This window comes from Acrocarpospora phusangensis (assembly GCF_016862995.1).
In the GTDB taxonomy this organism is placed as follows: domain Bacteria; phylum Actinomycetota; class Actinomycetes; order Streptosporangiales; family Streptosporangiaceae; genus Acrocarpospora; species Acrocarpospora phusangensis.
Map to the genome: position 1 here is coordinate 25,883 of NZ_BOOA01000013.1, position 13,610 is coordinate 39,492.

General features: G+C 72.1%; 12 protein-coding genes. 7 read left to right on the plus strand and 5 right to left on the minus strand.

What is annotated here, in order from left to right:
- Nucleotides 1–20: 20 nt before the first annotated feature.
- Nucleotides 21–1,043 carry an LLM class flavin-dependent oxidoreductase gene (locus Aph01nite_RS10320; protein WP_204040575.1) on the plus strand — a complete coding sequence of 341 codons (1,023 nt, stop codon included), beginning with the start codon at nucleotides 21–23 and terminating at the stop codon, nucleotides 1,041–1,043.
- On the opposite strand, the gene Aph01nite_RS10325 is transcribed toward Aph01nite_RS10320, so the two are convergent.
- On the minus strand, nucleotides 1,040–1,936 hold the full coding sequence (locus tag Aph01nite_RS10325; protein ID WP_204040576.1) for a TIGR03619 family F420-dependent LLM class oxidoreductase: 897 nt from the start codon (nucleotides 1,934–1,936) through the stop codon (nucleotides 1,040–1,042). The genes Aph01nite_RS10320 and Aph01nite_RS10325 overlap by 4 nt on opposite strands.
- Before the next feature lie 54 nt (nucleotides 1,937–1,990).
- Here Aph01nite_RS10325 and Aph01nite_RS10330 point away from each other — a divergent pair, with 54 nt between their 5' ends.
- On the plus strand, nucleotides 1,991–2,812 hold the full coding sequence (locus Aph01nite_RS10330) for a phosphotransferase family protein (RefSeq protein ID WP_204040577.1): 822 nt from the start codon (nucleotides 1,991–1,993) through the stop codon (nucleotides 2,810–2,812).
- Nucleotides 2,813–2,839: 27 nt separating this feature from the next.
- Complete coding sequence (locus tag Aph01nite_RS10335) at nucleotides 2,840–3,115, plus strand: TFIIB-type zinc ribbon-containing protein (protein WP_444978685.1); 276 nt, start codon at nucleotides 2,840–2,842, stop codon at nucleotides 3,113–3,115.
- Between the two features lie 52 nt (nucleotides 3,116–3,167).
- Here Aph01nite_RS10335 and Aph01nite_RS10340 read toward each other — a convergent pair whose 3' ends face one another.
- Nucleotides 3,168–4,106 (minus strand): hypothetical protein, encoded by a 939-nt coding sequence (locus Aph01nite_RS10340; protein WP_204040578.1) that lies wholly within the window; start codon nucleotides 4,104–4,106, stop codon nucleotides 3,168–3,170.
- Nucleotides 4,103–5,722: an ABC-F family ATP-binding cassette domain-containing protein gene (locus Aph01nite_RS10345; protein WP_204040579.1), complete on the minus strand. Its 1,620-nt coding sequence runs from the start codon at nucleotides 5,720–5,722 to the stop codon at nucleotides 4,103–4,105. Before Aph01nite_RS10345 ends, Aph01nite_RS10340 begins: the two co-directional genes overlap by 4 nt.
- Before the next feature lie 240 nt (nucleotides 5,723–5,962).
- Between Aph01nite_RS10345 and efeU the strand changes: the two genes are divergently transcribed.
- Genes efeU through efeB form a run of 3 tightly spaced genes read left to right on the plus strand, consistent with a single transcriptional unit; the run spans nucleotide 5,963 to nucleotide 9,243 of the window.
- Complete coding sequence (efeU, locus tag Aph01nite_RS10350; protein WP_204040580.1) at nucleotides 5,963–6,787, plus strand: iron uptake transporter permease EfeU; 825 nt, start codon at nucleotides 5,963–5,965, stop codon at nucleotides 6,785–6,787.
- Between the two features lie 19 nt (nucleotides 6,788–6,806).
- Nucleotides 6,807–7,943, plus strand: a complete 1,137-nt coding sequence (efeO, locus tag Aph01nite_RS10355) for an iron uptake system protein EfeO (protein WP_204040581.1) — start codon at nucleotides 6,807–6,809, stop codon at nucleotides 7,941–7,943.
- Between the two features lie 31 nt (nucleotides 7,944–7,974).
- On the plus strand, nucleotides 7,975–9,243 hold the full coding sequence (gene efeB / locus Aph01nite_RS10360) for an iron uptake transporter deferrochelatase/peroxidase subunit (protein ID WP_204040582.1): 1,269 nt from the start codon (nucleotides 7,975–7,977) through the stop codon (nucleotides 9,241–9,243).
- A gap of 6 nt (nucleotides 9,244–9,249) precedes the next feature.
- On the opposite strand, the gene Aph01nite_RS10365 is transcribed toward efeB, so the two are convergent.
- Both Aph01nite_RS10365 and Aph01nite_RS10370 read right to left on the minus strand, forming a co-directional pair.
- Nucleotides 9,250–10,239 carry an aldo/keto reductase gene (locus tag Aph01nite_RS10365; protein WP_204040583.1) on the minus strand — a complete coding sequence of 330 codons (990 nt, stop codon included), beginning with the start codon at nucleotides 10,237–10,239 and terminating at the stop codon, nucleotides 9,250–9,252.
- A gap of 93 nt (nucleotides 10,240–10,332) precedes the next feature.
- Complete coding sequence (locus tag Aph01nite_RS10370) at nucleotides 10,333–12,294, minus strand: CehA/McbA family metallohydrolase (protein WP_239161555.1); 1,962 nt, start codon at nucleotides 12,292–12,294, stop codon at nucleotides 10,333–10,335.
- Nucleotides 12,295–12,510: 216 nt separating this feature from the next.
- Here Aph01nite_RS10370 and Aph01nite_RS10375 point away from each other — a divergent pair, with 216 nt between their 5' ends.
- On the plus strand, nucleotides 12,511–13,572 hold the full coding sequence (locus Aph01nite_RS10375) for a hypothetical protein (protein WP_204040584.1): 1,062 nt from the start codon (nucleotides 12,511–12,513) through the stop codon (nucleotides 13,570–13,572).
- The last annotated feature ends 38 nt before the right edge of the window (nucleotides 13,573–13,610 follow it).

Here is a 13,610-nt window from a genome sequence, read left to right on the forward strand (position 1 = left end):
GTCTCGGGTTGTCCCCGCTCATGGAGAATATTCGCGGCGTCGCGCGAGGTGCGGCCGAGGTCCCGCTGTCGGTGCTCGAACTCGCGACCGTCGGAGAGGGCAGCACCCCGGCCGAGGCGCTGCGGGGCGCGACCGAGCTGGCCAAGCGGGCCGAGACGTGGGGATACCACCGGCTCTGGGTGGCCGAGCACCACGGCATGCCGGGCGTGGCCAGCTCCTCCCCCGCCGTGATCATCGCCCATCTGGCGGCCTCCACCCGCACGATCCGGCTCGGCTCCGGCGGCGTCATGCTGCCCAACCACGCGCCGCTTGTGATCGCCGAGCAGTTCGGCACCCTGCACGCGCTCCACCCAGGGCGCATCGACCTCGGGCTCGGGCGCGCCCCCGGCACCGACGGGGTCACCGCCCAGGCGCTGCGCCGCAGCGCCAACGTCGACCCGGACGAGTTCCCCCAGGAGGTCGCCGCGCTGACCGCGTTCCTGGACGGCACCGACACCCGGGTGCAGGCCATCCCCCGCGGCGACGACCGGCCGCCCATCTGGCTGCTCGGCTCCAGCGGCTTCAGCGCGCGGCTGGCCGGGCTGCTGGGCCTGCCGTTCGCGTTCGCGCACCACTTCAGCGCGGCCAACACCGAGCCCGCGCTGGAGATCTACCGCACGTCCTTCCGCCCGTCCGGGGTGCTCGCCGAGCCGTACGCGATGATCGGGGTCGCCGCGGTGGCGGCGGAGAGCGAGGAGGAGGCGCTGCGGCAAGCCATGCCGGGCGCGCTGTCGTTCCTGCGCATGCGGCTCGGGCGGCCCGGCCGGTTCCCGACGCCGGAGGAGGCCGCCGCGTACCCGTACTCGGCGGCGGAGACCGAGTTCGTGTACGGGCGGCTGGCCGACGTCGTCCACGGCGACCCCGGCCAGGTCCGCGCCGGCCTGGACGAGCTGCGCAAGCGCACCGGCGCGGACGAGCTCATGATCACCACGATGGTGCACGGCACGGAGACCCGGCTGCGCTCCTACGAGCTGATCGCCCGCGCGTACGAGATGACGCCCTAGTCCGCGGGCCTGAGCTCCGCCAGGGCCTCCTCCGCCAGGCGCATCGACGCGGCGGGGTCGGCGTCGACCGAGCCGATCTCGGGGTTGAAGTTGAGGTCGTGGAAGACCTCGGTGACGCCCTGCTCGGCCAGGGCCGCGACGTCCTGCCTGATCTTCTCGTACGACCCGGCGAGCGGGGCCCCGGAGTCGGCCCCCGGCCGGGTCACCCCCCGGCAGATGAAGCGCAGGGCGCCGGCGTCGCGGCCGGCCTCCGCGGCCGCCTCCTTCACCACGTCGATCTGCTCGTGGATCCTGGAGAGGTCCATCCGGCTGGAGCTGATCCAGCCGTCGGCCAGGCGGCCCGCGCGGCGCAGCGCGGCGGGGGCGGCGCCGCCCATCAGGATCGGCGGGACCGACGGCGGCTTGGGGTCCTGGTGCACGGGCGGCACCGTGTAGAACTCGCCCTCGAACTCGATCGGGTCCTCGGTCCAGAGCTTGCGCAGGACCCGCACGTACTCCTCGCCGCGCTTGCCGCGGCGCTCCAGGGGCACGCCCGAGGCGGCGAACTCCTCCTCCACCCAGCCGAGCCCCAGGCCCACGTCCAGGCGCCCGCCGGAGACGGTCTGCAGGGTGGCGAGCTGCTTGGCCAGGAGGGCCGGGGAGGCGAAGGGCATGTTGAGCACGGCCACGCCGAGCCGGATCCGGGTGGTCACGCCGGCCAGATACGCCATTGTCACCGTCGGGTCGTGGACGCTGCGGTAGCCGGGACCCATCGGGTGCCCCACCGGGTAGAGCAGGCGCTGGAACGTCCAGACCTCGTGGTAGCCCAGCTCCTCGGCCCGGGTGGCGACCCGGAGCATGTTGCCGGGCGTCGCCCACGAGCCGGACACCGGAACCCCGAAACCAATCTTCATACGGCCACAGTAGAGCCCGCGCGGGCCCGATCCGCCGCCGGGTAGATTGTCCCGGTGCCCCCCGAGCTGCTCCCCCGTCTGGTCCGGCTGTCCGGCCGCGAAGGCCCCGTGACGGTCCTCAAGGACACCCGGGTCCTGGTCGTCCGGGTGGGCGACGTGGTGCTGAAGGCGCACCCGGCGGACACCGACGAGGCCGAGCTGAAGGCCCGCCTGGAGGTACGGCTGCCGGGCCTGCTGCTGGCCCCGCTGGGGACCGACCGGATCGACGACCGGATCGTCAGCATCTGGCCCGCCGGGGAGCCGGTCACGCCCGACGACCTGGAGAAACCCCCGTGGGAGGAGGGCGGCCGGCTGCTGGCGCGGCTGCACGCCCAGCCCGTCCCCGCCGGGCTGCCGCCGATGGGCGGTCCCGCCCGGGTGGCCAGGGCCGTCGCCCGGCTCGAACCGGACGACCTGCCCCGCAGGGCGTACGAGACGCTGGACCTGCGGCAGCGCGGGCACGGGCTCACGCATGGCGACTGGCATCTGGGGCAGCTGCTCCGCCTGGACGGCGCGTGGCTGCTCATCGACCCCGACGACCTCGGGTACGGCGACCCGGTCTGGGACCTCGCCCGCCCGGCGGCCTGGTACGCCTCGGGCCTGGTCTCGCCGCGGGAGTGGGACCGCTTCCTGGGCGCCTACCTGGAGGCCGGGGGGACGGCCGTCTCCGCCGGGGATCCGTGGCGGGAACTCGACGGGCCGGCCCGCGCGTTGACGGTCCAGTTGGCCGCCACGGCGTTGACCACCGCGCGCCGCGACGACACCGCCCTTGACGAGGCGGCTGGGGCTCTGATCTCCTCCTGCGAGAGGATCCTGGCCACACCGCCACCGTCGTAGGGTGACTGGTTAACACCTCTTAAGGAGATGACGCTCATGCAGTGCCCCAAGTGCCGCGGCAACATGCGGACTTTCGACCGTAACGGCGTCCACATCGAGCAGTGCGACGGTTGTCGTGGAATCTTCCTCGACTACGGCGAGCTTGAGACTCTCTCCCGCATGGAGAACCAGTGGGCGCAGCAGACCTACGCGGCTCCCCCGCCCCCCGCCCCCGGCCCGGCCTGGGGCGGCGGCCACCACGGCGGCCACGGCTACCACCACGGCCACCGCAAGAGCTGGGTGAACGCGCTCTTCTCGAGCTGAGCCCCACCGGCCGCGGCCCCTCCCCGGGGCCGCGGCTTTCGCGTTCCCGGGCTCAGATCGGGAAGTCCTCCGGGTCCACCCGGCTGGACGGCGCGTTGCCGCCGGTGACCTTGTTGAGGGTGAGCGTCCAGTCGCTCCAGCGGATCGTGCTGCCGCTAAAGGTGGTCTTGAACCGCACCGGGTCGTCGAAGCGCTCGTAGCCGCAGGTCCGGTTGAAGCGCCGCTTCTTGCTGTCGTAGTCGACCCCGGTCGCGAAGAACACCCGGTAGTTGCCGTCCTTGATGTTCGCCACGGTGGCCCGGCTCTTCTTGCGCACGTAGACCGAGACGGCCTTGCGCTTGCCGAGCATCATGGTGAGCACCGCGTCCTGCGCGCCGCCGTTCTTCACGATCAGCTTGCTCCGCCCGCCCCGTACGGCCGAGCGCAGCACCTTCCCGTTGGACTGCCGCCGGTTCTGCTCCTTGGGCGGCTTCACGGTGAGCTTGCCGCCCGGGTAGTCGCCGAGCGAGGCCAGGTCGACGCCGGCCTCCTTGAGCGCGGCGAAGTCGTCGGACTTGCCGAGCTTGGCCAGCACCGCGGTCGCCGTGCAGAGCGAGCTGTCCTGCACCGCGGTCCGCAGGTCGCCGAGGGCGGTCTCGACGCCGCTCAGCGCGGCCAGGTAGTCGGAGTGCTCGGTGGTGATGTCGGCGGGCGGCTGGACGGGCCGCAGCTGGGTCAGGGCCGCGCCGACCGCCGTCTCGGCCTTGGTCAGCCGCTGGCTCAGCGTCTTGGGGGTGTTGGCCTTGGCCAGGTCCTTGAGCGCGGTGTCGACCGGGCCGCCCGCCGCGTCCAGCGCGGTGCGGTACGCGGCGGGGCTGAGGCCGGACGGCTGCGGCGACCCGGCGGCGCCCTGGGACGAGCCGCCGGAGCCGGGCGGCGGCTCCGGGGCGGCGGTGCACGCGGCTAAGGTGACCGCCGCCGCGGCGACGGCGAGGAACCGGGGAGTGATCACCTGTCCAACTGTTTACCGACAAGTCCGGAAGTGTCAATTCGGCGAGTCGGGCCGATGGACTCCAGGAACGGAAGATCGTGGCTGGCCACGATCAGCGCGCCCCGGTAGGCGGACAGCGCCTGGGCGAGCTGCCGGACGCTGACCAGGTCGAGGTTGTTGGTGGGCTCGTCCAGGAGCAGCAGCTGGGGCTCGGCCAGCAGCAGCGCGGCCAGCACCGCGCGGAACCGCTCGCCGCCGGACAGGGTGCCCGCGAGCTGGTCCACGCGGGCTCCCCGGAACAGGAAGCGCGCCAGGCCCGCGCGGGCGGCGTGCGCCGAGGTCTCCGGCGCCGCCGCGCGGACGTTGCCGAGCACGCTCAGCCCGTCGTCGAGGATGTCCAGGCGCTGCGGGAGGTAGCGCGTCGGCACGAAGACGCCGTCGGGTGATCCCGGGGCGCGCACGTGCGTGGCGATCCGCTCCAGCAGGGTGGTCTTGCCCGAGCCGTTGGGACCGACCAGGGCGATCCGTTCGGGTCCGCGGACGACGAGCCGGGTCAGCTCCTTTCCGGGGAACACACTGGCGACGGATATTTCGGAGATGTCGTGGTCGGTGACGCTCAGTCCGTCCAACGGGAGGGACAGGACCGTGCGGCCGGACGGGACGGCGGTCGCCGGGAGGACGACGCGGATCCCGGCGTCGTCGCGGACCGCCTCCTCGGCCTCGGCGAGGCGCTCGCGGGCCTGCTCGACCTTCTCCTCGTGCAGATTGCGGTGTTTGCCCGCCGACACCTGGGCCTGCCGCTTCCGGGCGCCCATGATGATCTTCGGTTCTCTCTTCTGCTCCTCCATCTTCCTGCCGTACCTGAGCCTGCGGTCGAGCTTGACGCGGGCGTCGGCCAGGTCCCGCCGCTGCCGCCGCAGCTCCCCCTCGGCCGTGCGCACGCCGCGCTCGGCGGCCTGCTGCTCCACGGCCAGGATCTCCTCGTACGCGGTGTAGTCGCCGCCGAACACCCGGCCGGACGGCAGCTCGGCGATCTGGTCGACCAGGCCGAGCAGAGTACGGTCGTGGCTGACCACCACGAGGGTGCGCCGCCAGGCCAGGACCGCGTCGTAGAGCCGCCGCCGCGCGTCCAGGTCGAGGTTGTTGGTGGGCTCGTCCAGCAGCAGCACGTCGGGCTCGCGCAGGAACTGCGCCGCCAGGCCGGTCAGCACGGTCTCCCCGCCCGACAGCCCGGCCACCGTACGGTCGAGCTCCACGTCGCGCAGCCCGAGCCGGTCCAGCTCGCCGCGGGCCCGCTCCTCGACGTCCCAGACGACGTCCGCGTAGTCGGCCTCGGTCGCCTCCCCCCGCTCGATCGCGTGCAGCGCGCGCCGCGCCGCCGTGATGCCGAGCAGGTCGGACACCGTCCTGGCCACCCCGAGGGGCAGGTTCTGCGGCAGGTACCCGACGACGCCGGTCGCGCGTACGCTGCCCTGAGCCGGTGTCAGTTCTCCGGCCATCAGCCGCAGCAGCGTGGACTTCCCGGACCCGTTCACCCCCACCAGGCCGGTACGCCCCGGCCCGAACGCGAGCTCCAGCCCGTCGAACACCGGCGTGCCGTCGGCCCACGCGAAAGAAAGATCATGAATTGTCAACATAAACGTCCCTGCTGAGGTCGTGTTTCATCGGACACGCGAGGACGCCGCATTACAGAAGCGGCGCCGACCTCAGAACTCCAAGGGACACTCCCAGGACCGGGGATGGGACGCGACCCACGTTACGCGCCCCCTTCCACCCGGATCAAAGCAATTAACGCCCCCGCCGGAGTGGCCCGATCGCCGCATGGGTAAGGTAAAGCTCGCCTAAATTAGGCAAGGCTCACCTGTGGAAGTGATCGCGTGTTCGCCAGCTACCTCATCGGCCTGCGGGAAGGGCTGGAGGCGACCCTGGTCGTCTCGATTCTCGTGGCCTTCCTCGTGAAGAGCGACAGGCGGGACAAGCTCCCCCTGGTCTGGACGGGCGTCGCGGCCGCGGTGGCGCTGTCGGTCGGGTTCGGCGCGCTGCTCTCCTTCACCGCCGCCCACCTGGCCTTCGAGCAGCAGGAGCTGTTCGAGGCGGTCGCCTCGATCGCGGCCACCGTCTTCGTCACCTGGATGATCTTCTGGATGCGCGGCGCGGCCCGCCGGATCAGCGCGGACCTGCGCGCCAAGCTGGGCGAGGCGCTCGAGGTCGGGTCGGTCGCGGTGGCCGTGATGGCCTTCCTGGCGGTGGTCCGCGAGGGCCTGGAGACCTCCCTGCTGTTCTTCGCCTCCGCGCAGGGCGCGGCGGCCACGGCCACCCCGCTCATCGGCATCACCCTCGGCCTGCTCACCTCCATCGTCATCGGCTGGGGCCTGTACGCCAGCGCCATCCGCGTCAACCTCACCAAGTTCTTCACCTGGACCGGCATCCTCCTCATCCTGGTCGCCGGCGGCATCCTCAAGTACGGCGTGCACGACCTCCAGGAAGCCGGCATCCTCCCGGGCCTCAACACCCTCGCCTTCGACATCAGCGCGGTGCTCGACCCGAGCGCCTGGTACTCGGCCCTGCTGAGCGGCATGTTCAACATCACCGCCGCGCCGAGCGTGCTGGAGACGATCGCCTGGACGGCGTACGTGCTGCCGGTCATGTTCCTCTTCCTCCGCCCGGCCGCCCCGGCCAAGGTCGCCGCGCCCGCCTCGTAAAACCGACTGGAGTCATCCCATGCGCAAGACCCTTCTCCTCGGCGCTCTCGCCCTGGCCACCCTCACCGCCTGCGGCGGCACCGAGAGCGCGGCCCCCGCGGCGGGCGGCTCCGCCCCCGCCGGGAACGGGAAGGTGGCGGTGGCCGCCAGCGACACCGCCTGCCAGGTGGGCACGGCCGAGGTCGCGGCCGGCACCTCGACGTTCTCCATCACCAACGGCGGCAGCAAGGTCACCGAGTTCTACGTGTACGCCCCCGGCGACCGGGTCATGGGCGAGGTGGAGAACATCGTGCCCGGCCTGACCCGGGACCTGGTGATCGAGCTGCCGGCCGGGACGTACGAGACGGCCTGCAAGCCCGGCATGATCGGCAAGGGCATCCGGGGGCCGCTCAAGGTGACCGGCGAGCACAAGCCGCTCACCGACGACGCCCAGCTGGCCGAGGCCACCGCCAGCTACGGGCGTTACGTCAAGAGCCAGACGGACGCGCTGCTGGTCAAGACGCAGGAGTTCGTGGACGCGGTCAAGGCGGGCGACCAGGAGAAGGCGAAGGCGCTCTTCCCGGTGGCGCGCACGTACTGGGAGCGGATCGAGCCGGTGGCCGAGATCTTCGGCGACCTGGACCCCAAGATCGACGGCCGTGAGGAGGTCATCGAGGAGGGCATGGAGTTCACCGGCTACCACCGCCTGGAGCGGGACCTGTGGAAGACCGGGGACATCAGCGGCTCCGGGCCGATCGCCGACCAGCTGATGAGCGACGTGAAGCTGATCGTGGAGAAGGCCAACGCGGAGAAGCTGTCCCCGCTCCAGCTGGGCAACGGCGCGAAGGAACTGCTGGACGAGGTGGCCACCGGCAAGATCACCGGTGAGGAGGACCGCTACTCCCACACCGACCTGTGGGACTTCGCGGCCAACCTGGAAGGTTCGCAGGCCGCCGTGCAGTCGCTCCGCCCGGTCCTGGAGGCGCGGGACGCCGCGCTGGTGCAGACTCTGGACGAGAAGTTCGCCGCCGCCGAGGCGGCCCTGGAGGTGCACCGCAAGGGCGACGGCTGGAAGCTGCACACCGAGCTGTCCAAGGACGAGCTGAAGGTGCTCTCGGACGCGATCAACGCCCTGGCCGAGCCGGTCAGCAGGATCGCCGCCGTGGTGGCGCAGTAGCCGCCGGGCTCACGACTGAGAAGGAGCGGATATGGCGGGCATCAGCCGCCGGAGACTCTTCGGTCTCGGCGCGGCCGGAGTGGCCGCCGCGGGCGCGGGCACGCTGGCGGTCCGGTCCCTCCAGGGCGAGGAGGCCGGTCCCACGACGGCCACCGCCGCCGGGTCCGGCACCGAATCCGCCGCGGTGCCGTTCTACGGCGAGCACCAGGCCGGGATCGTCACCCCGGCCCAGGACCGGCTGCACTTCGTCGCCTTCGACGTGACCACGCGGGACCGCGCCGAGCTCGTCGAGCTGCTCCAGGAGTGGACGGCGGCGGCGGCCAGGATGACCCAGGGCCAGGAGGCCGGGGCGCTCGGCGCGGTGGGCGGCCTGCCCGAGGCCCCGCCGGACGACACCGGCGAGGCCCTGGGGCTGCCCGCCTCCGGGCTGACCCTCACCGTCGGATTCGGCCCGTCCCTGTTCGACGACCGGTTCGGGCTCGCCGGCCGCAGGCCGCAGGCCCTGGCCGACCTGCCGAAGTTCCCCGGCGAGGCGCTGCTGCCGGAGATCTCCGGCGGCGACCTGTGCGTGCAGGCGTGCGCGCACGACCCGCAGGTGGCGGTGCACGCGATCCGCAACCTGGCCAGGATCGGCTTCGGCCGGGTCTCGGTGCGCTACTCGCAGCTGGGCTTCGGCCGTACGTCCTCGACGTCGCGGTCGCAGGCCACGCCGCGCAACCTGATGGGCTTCAAGGACGGCACCGCCAACCTGAAGCTGGAGGACACCGCCATGCTCAGGGAGCACCTGTGGGCGGCCCCCGAGGACGGCGCGGCGTGGATGGCCGGCGGCAGCTACCTGGTCACCCGCAAGATCAGGATGCACATCGAGACCTGGGACCGGACCTCGCTCACCGAGCAGGAGGCGATCTTCGGCAGGAACAAGGGCGAGGGCGCGGCGCTCGGCATGGCGAAGGAGTTCGACGAGCCGGACTTCGCCAAGCGGGGCCCGGACGGCCAGCCCCTGATCGCCGACATCGCGCACGTGCGGCTGGCCCATCCGTCCAGCCACGGCGGAGCGCGTATGCTCCGCCGCGGCTACAACTTCGTGGACGGCTCCGACGGCCTGGGCCGCCTGGACGCGGGGCTGTTCTTCATCGCCTACCAGCGGGACCCGCGCCGCCAGTTCGTCCCCGTGCAACTGGCGCTGGCCCGGCAGGACGTGCTCAACGAGTACATCAAGCACGTCTCCAGCGGGCTGTTCGCGGTCCCGCCGGGAGTGCGGGACGCCGGCGACTACTGGGGCCGCGGCCTGTTCGGCTGAGCCCGCTCAGCCGGCTCCGGCCGCGTCCAGCCTCGCGCGCTGGTCCGCGGTGAGGTCCAGGTCGACCGCGCCCAGCGCCTCGTCCAGCTGGGCCACCGAGGAGCAGCCGACCAGCGGCAGCACCGGGATCTCGCCGCCGATCAGCCAGGACAGCACCACCTGGTTCACGGTCGCCCCGGTCTCGGCGGCGACCGCGGCGAGCGCGGCCTTCCTCGCCTCGTTGGCCGGGCCCTCCAGCCCGGCGCCGAGCTTGTCCGGCCGGACGTAGCCGCCCCGGAGCAGCGGCCCGTACGCCACCAGGGTCAGCTCCGGGTTCTCGCGCAGGTAGCTGAGCAGGTCGCCGCTGGTCGTGCCCAGGTCGCCGTCCGCCGACAGCTCCATCCGCCGGTCGGTACGGCGGCGCAGGTAGCTGTGCTGGTACTGGAGCACCTCGTAGCCGGGCAGGCCCGCCGCGGCGGCGATGGCACGCGCCCGCTCCACCCGCCAGGTCCAGTGGTTGCTCACGCCGAGCATGCCCACCGTGCCGTCGGCGACCAGGTCGGCGAAGCCCTCCACGGTCTCCCTGAGCGGCACCCTGGTGTCCTCGATGTGCGCGTACATCAGGTGCAGCCGGTCCATGCCGAGGCGTTCCCTGCTGCGCTCCGCCGACTCCCTGATGATCTTGGCCGAGAGGCCCTCGGGGTTGTCCACGTAGCTGGTGCCGGGGGCGAGCGGGCGCCCGCCCACCTTGGTGGCGATGACGATCTCGTCGCCGACGCCCCGGCTGCGCCGCCAGCGCCCGAGCAGGTTCTCGCTCTCCCCGCCCTGGCCGCCGTTCTCCCAGAACGCGTAGTTGCCGGAGGTGTCGATGAAGGTGCCCCCGGCCTCGGCGTACCGGTCGAGGATGGCCATCGAGGTGGCCTCGTCGGTGGCCGTGCCGAACAGCATCGCGCCGAGGCTGAGCACGCTCACCTCGCGGCGGGTGCCCGGGTCGGTGCCGATCGTGCGGTATCTCATCCGGATCTCCTTCCAGCGCCCGGGTCGCATATGCCAGGTCAGATCGGGCGCTGGTAGGAAGTCTGGATTCTGGAGCGCGCTCCAGGTCAAACGTCAGAGCCGGGAACGGTAGACGGCCGCGGCCTTCTCGATCAGGTCGAGGTGGTCGCGGAGCTGGTCGGGCGAGTCGAGGCGGGCGTGCTCCCGGACCGTGCCCACCAGCAGGGTGAGCCACTCCAGGCACCAGCGCACGTCCTCGGCGCGGGCCACGTGCCGGCCGGCGACGTCCAGGTAGACCGGGCTGGTGTGCGCGTACACCTCGCGGTGGAGCGAGCGGGGGTGGGCGCCGCCGGAGGCCGCGGCCACGACGTACGTGGGTTCGTGGACGTCGAAGGTGGCCGACAGCTCCCCGGCGGGGCCGGCCGCGAGCACGCCCGCCGCGGTGTGCAGCTCCAGGCGCTCCACCTCGGGCCCGACCGTACGGGCGGTGACGGTGACCCGGTCGCCGGGCCGCAGGTGCAGGGTGGCCCCGATGTCGTGCGCGACGCCCGTGTTCTCGTCGGTCACCGAGAGCTCCAGCCAGGGGCCGGTGGTGGCGAAGGTCCGGCCGTGCCGTACGGCCTCGGCGAAGGACTCGGCGGAGAGGGGGCCGCCGAGGCGGGCGTAGACGCGCTCCCAGCCGGGCGGGCTGGAGACGGTGTCCTGGCGGGTGAAGGAGAGCATCGTGTCGGTGCCGGCCAGGGCGGCCAGGCGGTTGCCCGCGCCGATCAGGCGGCGGTAGACGCCGACCGTCCCGGAGATCTCCGAGAAGTGCAGCAGCTCCATGCCGTCCACCAGGCCGAGGGCCGCGTCCACCACGAGGGCGCGCGCGTCGCAGTTGCGCTCGCCCGCGCCGGTGATCTCGCCGGGCTCCCCGATCGGGCCGTGGAACGGGTGGGCGTACCCGAGCACGGCCTGGAGTTCCTTCAGCTCGCCGCAGGCGGCGCCGTTGGGCGGCCAGTCGGCCTGGTCCAGGAAGCCGGTGTGGTAGATCGACGGGGGCGCGGTGAGCCCGAACGCGTGCACGTGGCCGAGCAGGTCGTTGCGGTACTCCACGCCCATCCTGGCCACGTGGGTGGCGTCCGACCAGGGCAGGTCGCGGCCGGCCCAGTGCTGGAGCGCCTCCTTGTCGTAGACGCGCTCGCCGGCCACGTTCCCGGCGACCAGGTTGAGCACGTGCAGGTCCTCGCCGTGCTGCATGGCGGCGGCCGCGGCGGGGGTGCCCACGGTGTCGCCGGCCCAGTTGAGGTGCACGTGCAGGTCGGCGCCGTACCAGCCGCGGGCGGCCGCGTCGTAGAGGCGGCGGGGGGCCATCTCGACCAGGGTCTCCCGCCAGGGGGCGGGGTGCACGGAGGTCTGGGCGGTGCCGTACTCCATGCCGCGGGCGACGCGGATGGTGAGCGGCTCGGACGGGACCTCCAGCACCAGGTCGTCGCCGTGGAAGAACGGCTCGCCCCGGTAGTCGCGGCGGCGGTCGGCGCCCTCCGGGTACCAGCCCTGGCCGTCGCCGGTGGTGACGCTCCAGCGGCACATGAAGCCCGCCCGCAGCCGCAGCCGCGCCGGGACGGCGGCCCTGGTCAGCACCGACAGGTCGACGTCCTCCCCGGCCACGGTGAGCCGGCTGGCGGTGGTGATCTCCAGCAGCCGGGCCCCACCGGCCGGGACCTGGCACTCCCGCCCGTCCACCGTCACGCCGGTGGCGGCGCCGCGGGCGGAGTCGACGAGCAGCACGCCGGGTAACGGGTGCTCCGACAGCACGGCCAGCGGCCGGGCCTCCAGCCGCAGCCCGGCCGGCGTGAGCCGCAGCACGGTCAGCCCGTCGGGCGTCGGCCGCCCGCGCAGCGCGTCCCGGAACGCCTCGTCCAGGTCCGGCGCCATCGACATCTGGTACGCCTCATCCGGGAACCGGAGGAAGCTCATCATCCGCACATACCCGAGTGGCGGTTCACCCCACGTGAGGCCGTGCTCGGCCAGTAGAGTGCGGTACTCGTCCAGCGCGCGAGCCACCACCGGCGGCAGCATCGGATTGCGGTACACCTGGCCTCCCCGTAGTCGTGAACGCCAGCATGGTCACATGCGCCCCTGAATGAAAAAATGCAATCGTGCGTTCCGGTGCGGTTCTCTGCACCCGGGTGTGATAAGAGGCAGCCCCAGGGGGGACTCGACTCCTCAATTACCCCAAAGTGAACACGCGCTGAATTCTCTATTCCGGACGCACCGGGCAAAGCGGTCGGCTCACATAATTCGGGTGAGATGACTAGACGCTGGATCGGCGCCGGACTGGCGCTCCTGCTCGGCGCGGCGGTCGCCGCCGCCCTGGTCCTGGGGAACCGGGAGGGCTCCGGGCTCACGGTGGTACGCGGGGTGATCGGGTCCGAGAAGAAGCCGTTCTTCGACGACCCGCAGGTCAAGGCCGCTTTCGCGAAGCACGGCCTGCAGGTGGAGGTGGACACGGCCGGCTCCCGGGAGATCGCCGGCTCGGTGGACCTGAGCGCGTACGCGTTCGCGTTCCCGTCGAGCGCCCCCGCGGCCGAGAAGATCAAGAAGGACCGGGGCGCGAACGTGACGTTCTCCCCGTTCCACTCGCCCATGAGCGTGGCGACATTCCAGCCCATCGTGGACACCCTCACGAAAGCGGGCGTTGTCACCGGCGAAACCTTCGATATCCGGAAATATCTGGATCTGGTGGCTAAAGGGACGCGGTGGGATGCATTGCCCGGTTCGTCGTATCAGGCGCGGAAGCGGGTCCTGCTGACGACGACGGACATCCGCACCTCCAATTCGGCCGCCATGTACCTGGCGATGACCAGTTATGTCGCCAACGGCGACGACGTGGTGACCTCCGCGGACCGGTCGGCGCAGGTCGCCGAGGCGGTCGCGCCGCTCTTCCTCGACCAGGGCTACTCCGAGTCGACGACCGAGGCGCCCTTCGAGGACTACCTCGCCATGGGCATGGGCAAGACGCCCATGGTCATGATCTACGAGGCGCAGTACGCGGCCCACCTGTTCGCCGCCGACGGCGCGATCCGCCCGGAGATGCGCCTGCTCTACCCCTCGCCCACCGTGCTCAGCAAGCACACCCTGGTCCCCTTCGACGAGCCGGCCACCCGGGTCGGCCGCCTGCTCACCGAGGACCCCGAGTTCGCCGCCCTGGCCGCCCGGTACGGCTTCCGCACCGCGAACCCGCAGGTCTTCGCAGGCCTCGCGAAGAACACCCCGCTCACCACGAATCTGGTCAACGTGGTCGAGCCACCCACATACGACCATCTGGAGCAGCTCATCTCGTTGATCGAGGAGCGCTACCTCAAGCCGTAACAGGCCGTGAAAGGCCTGAGAAGCCGTAGAAGCCGTGA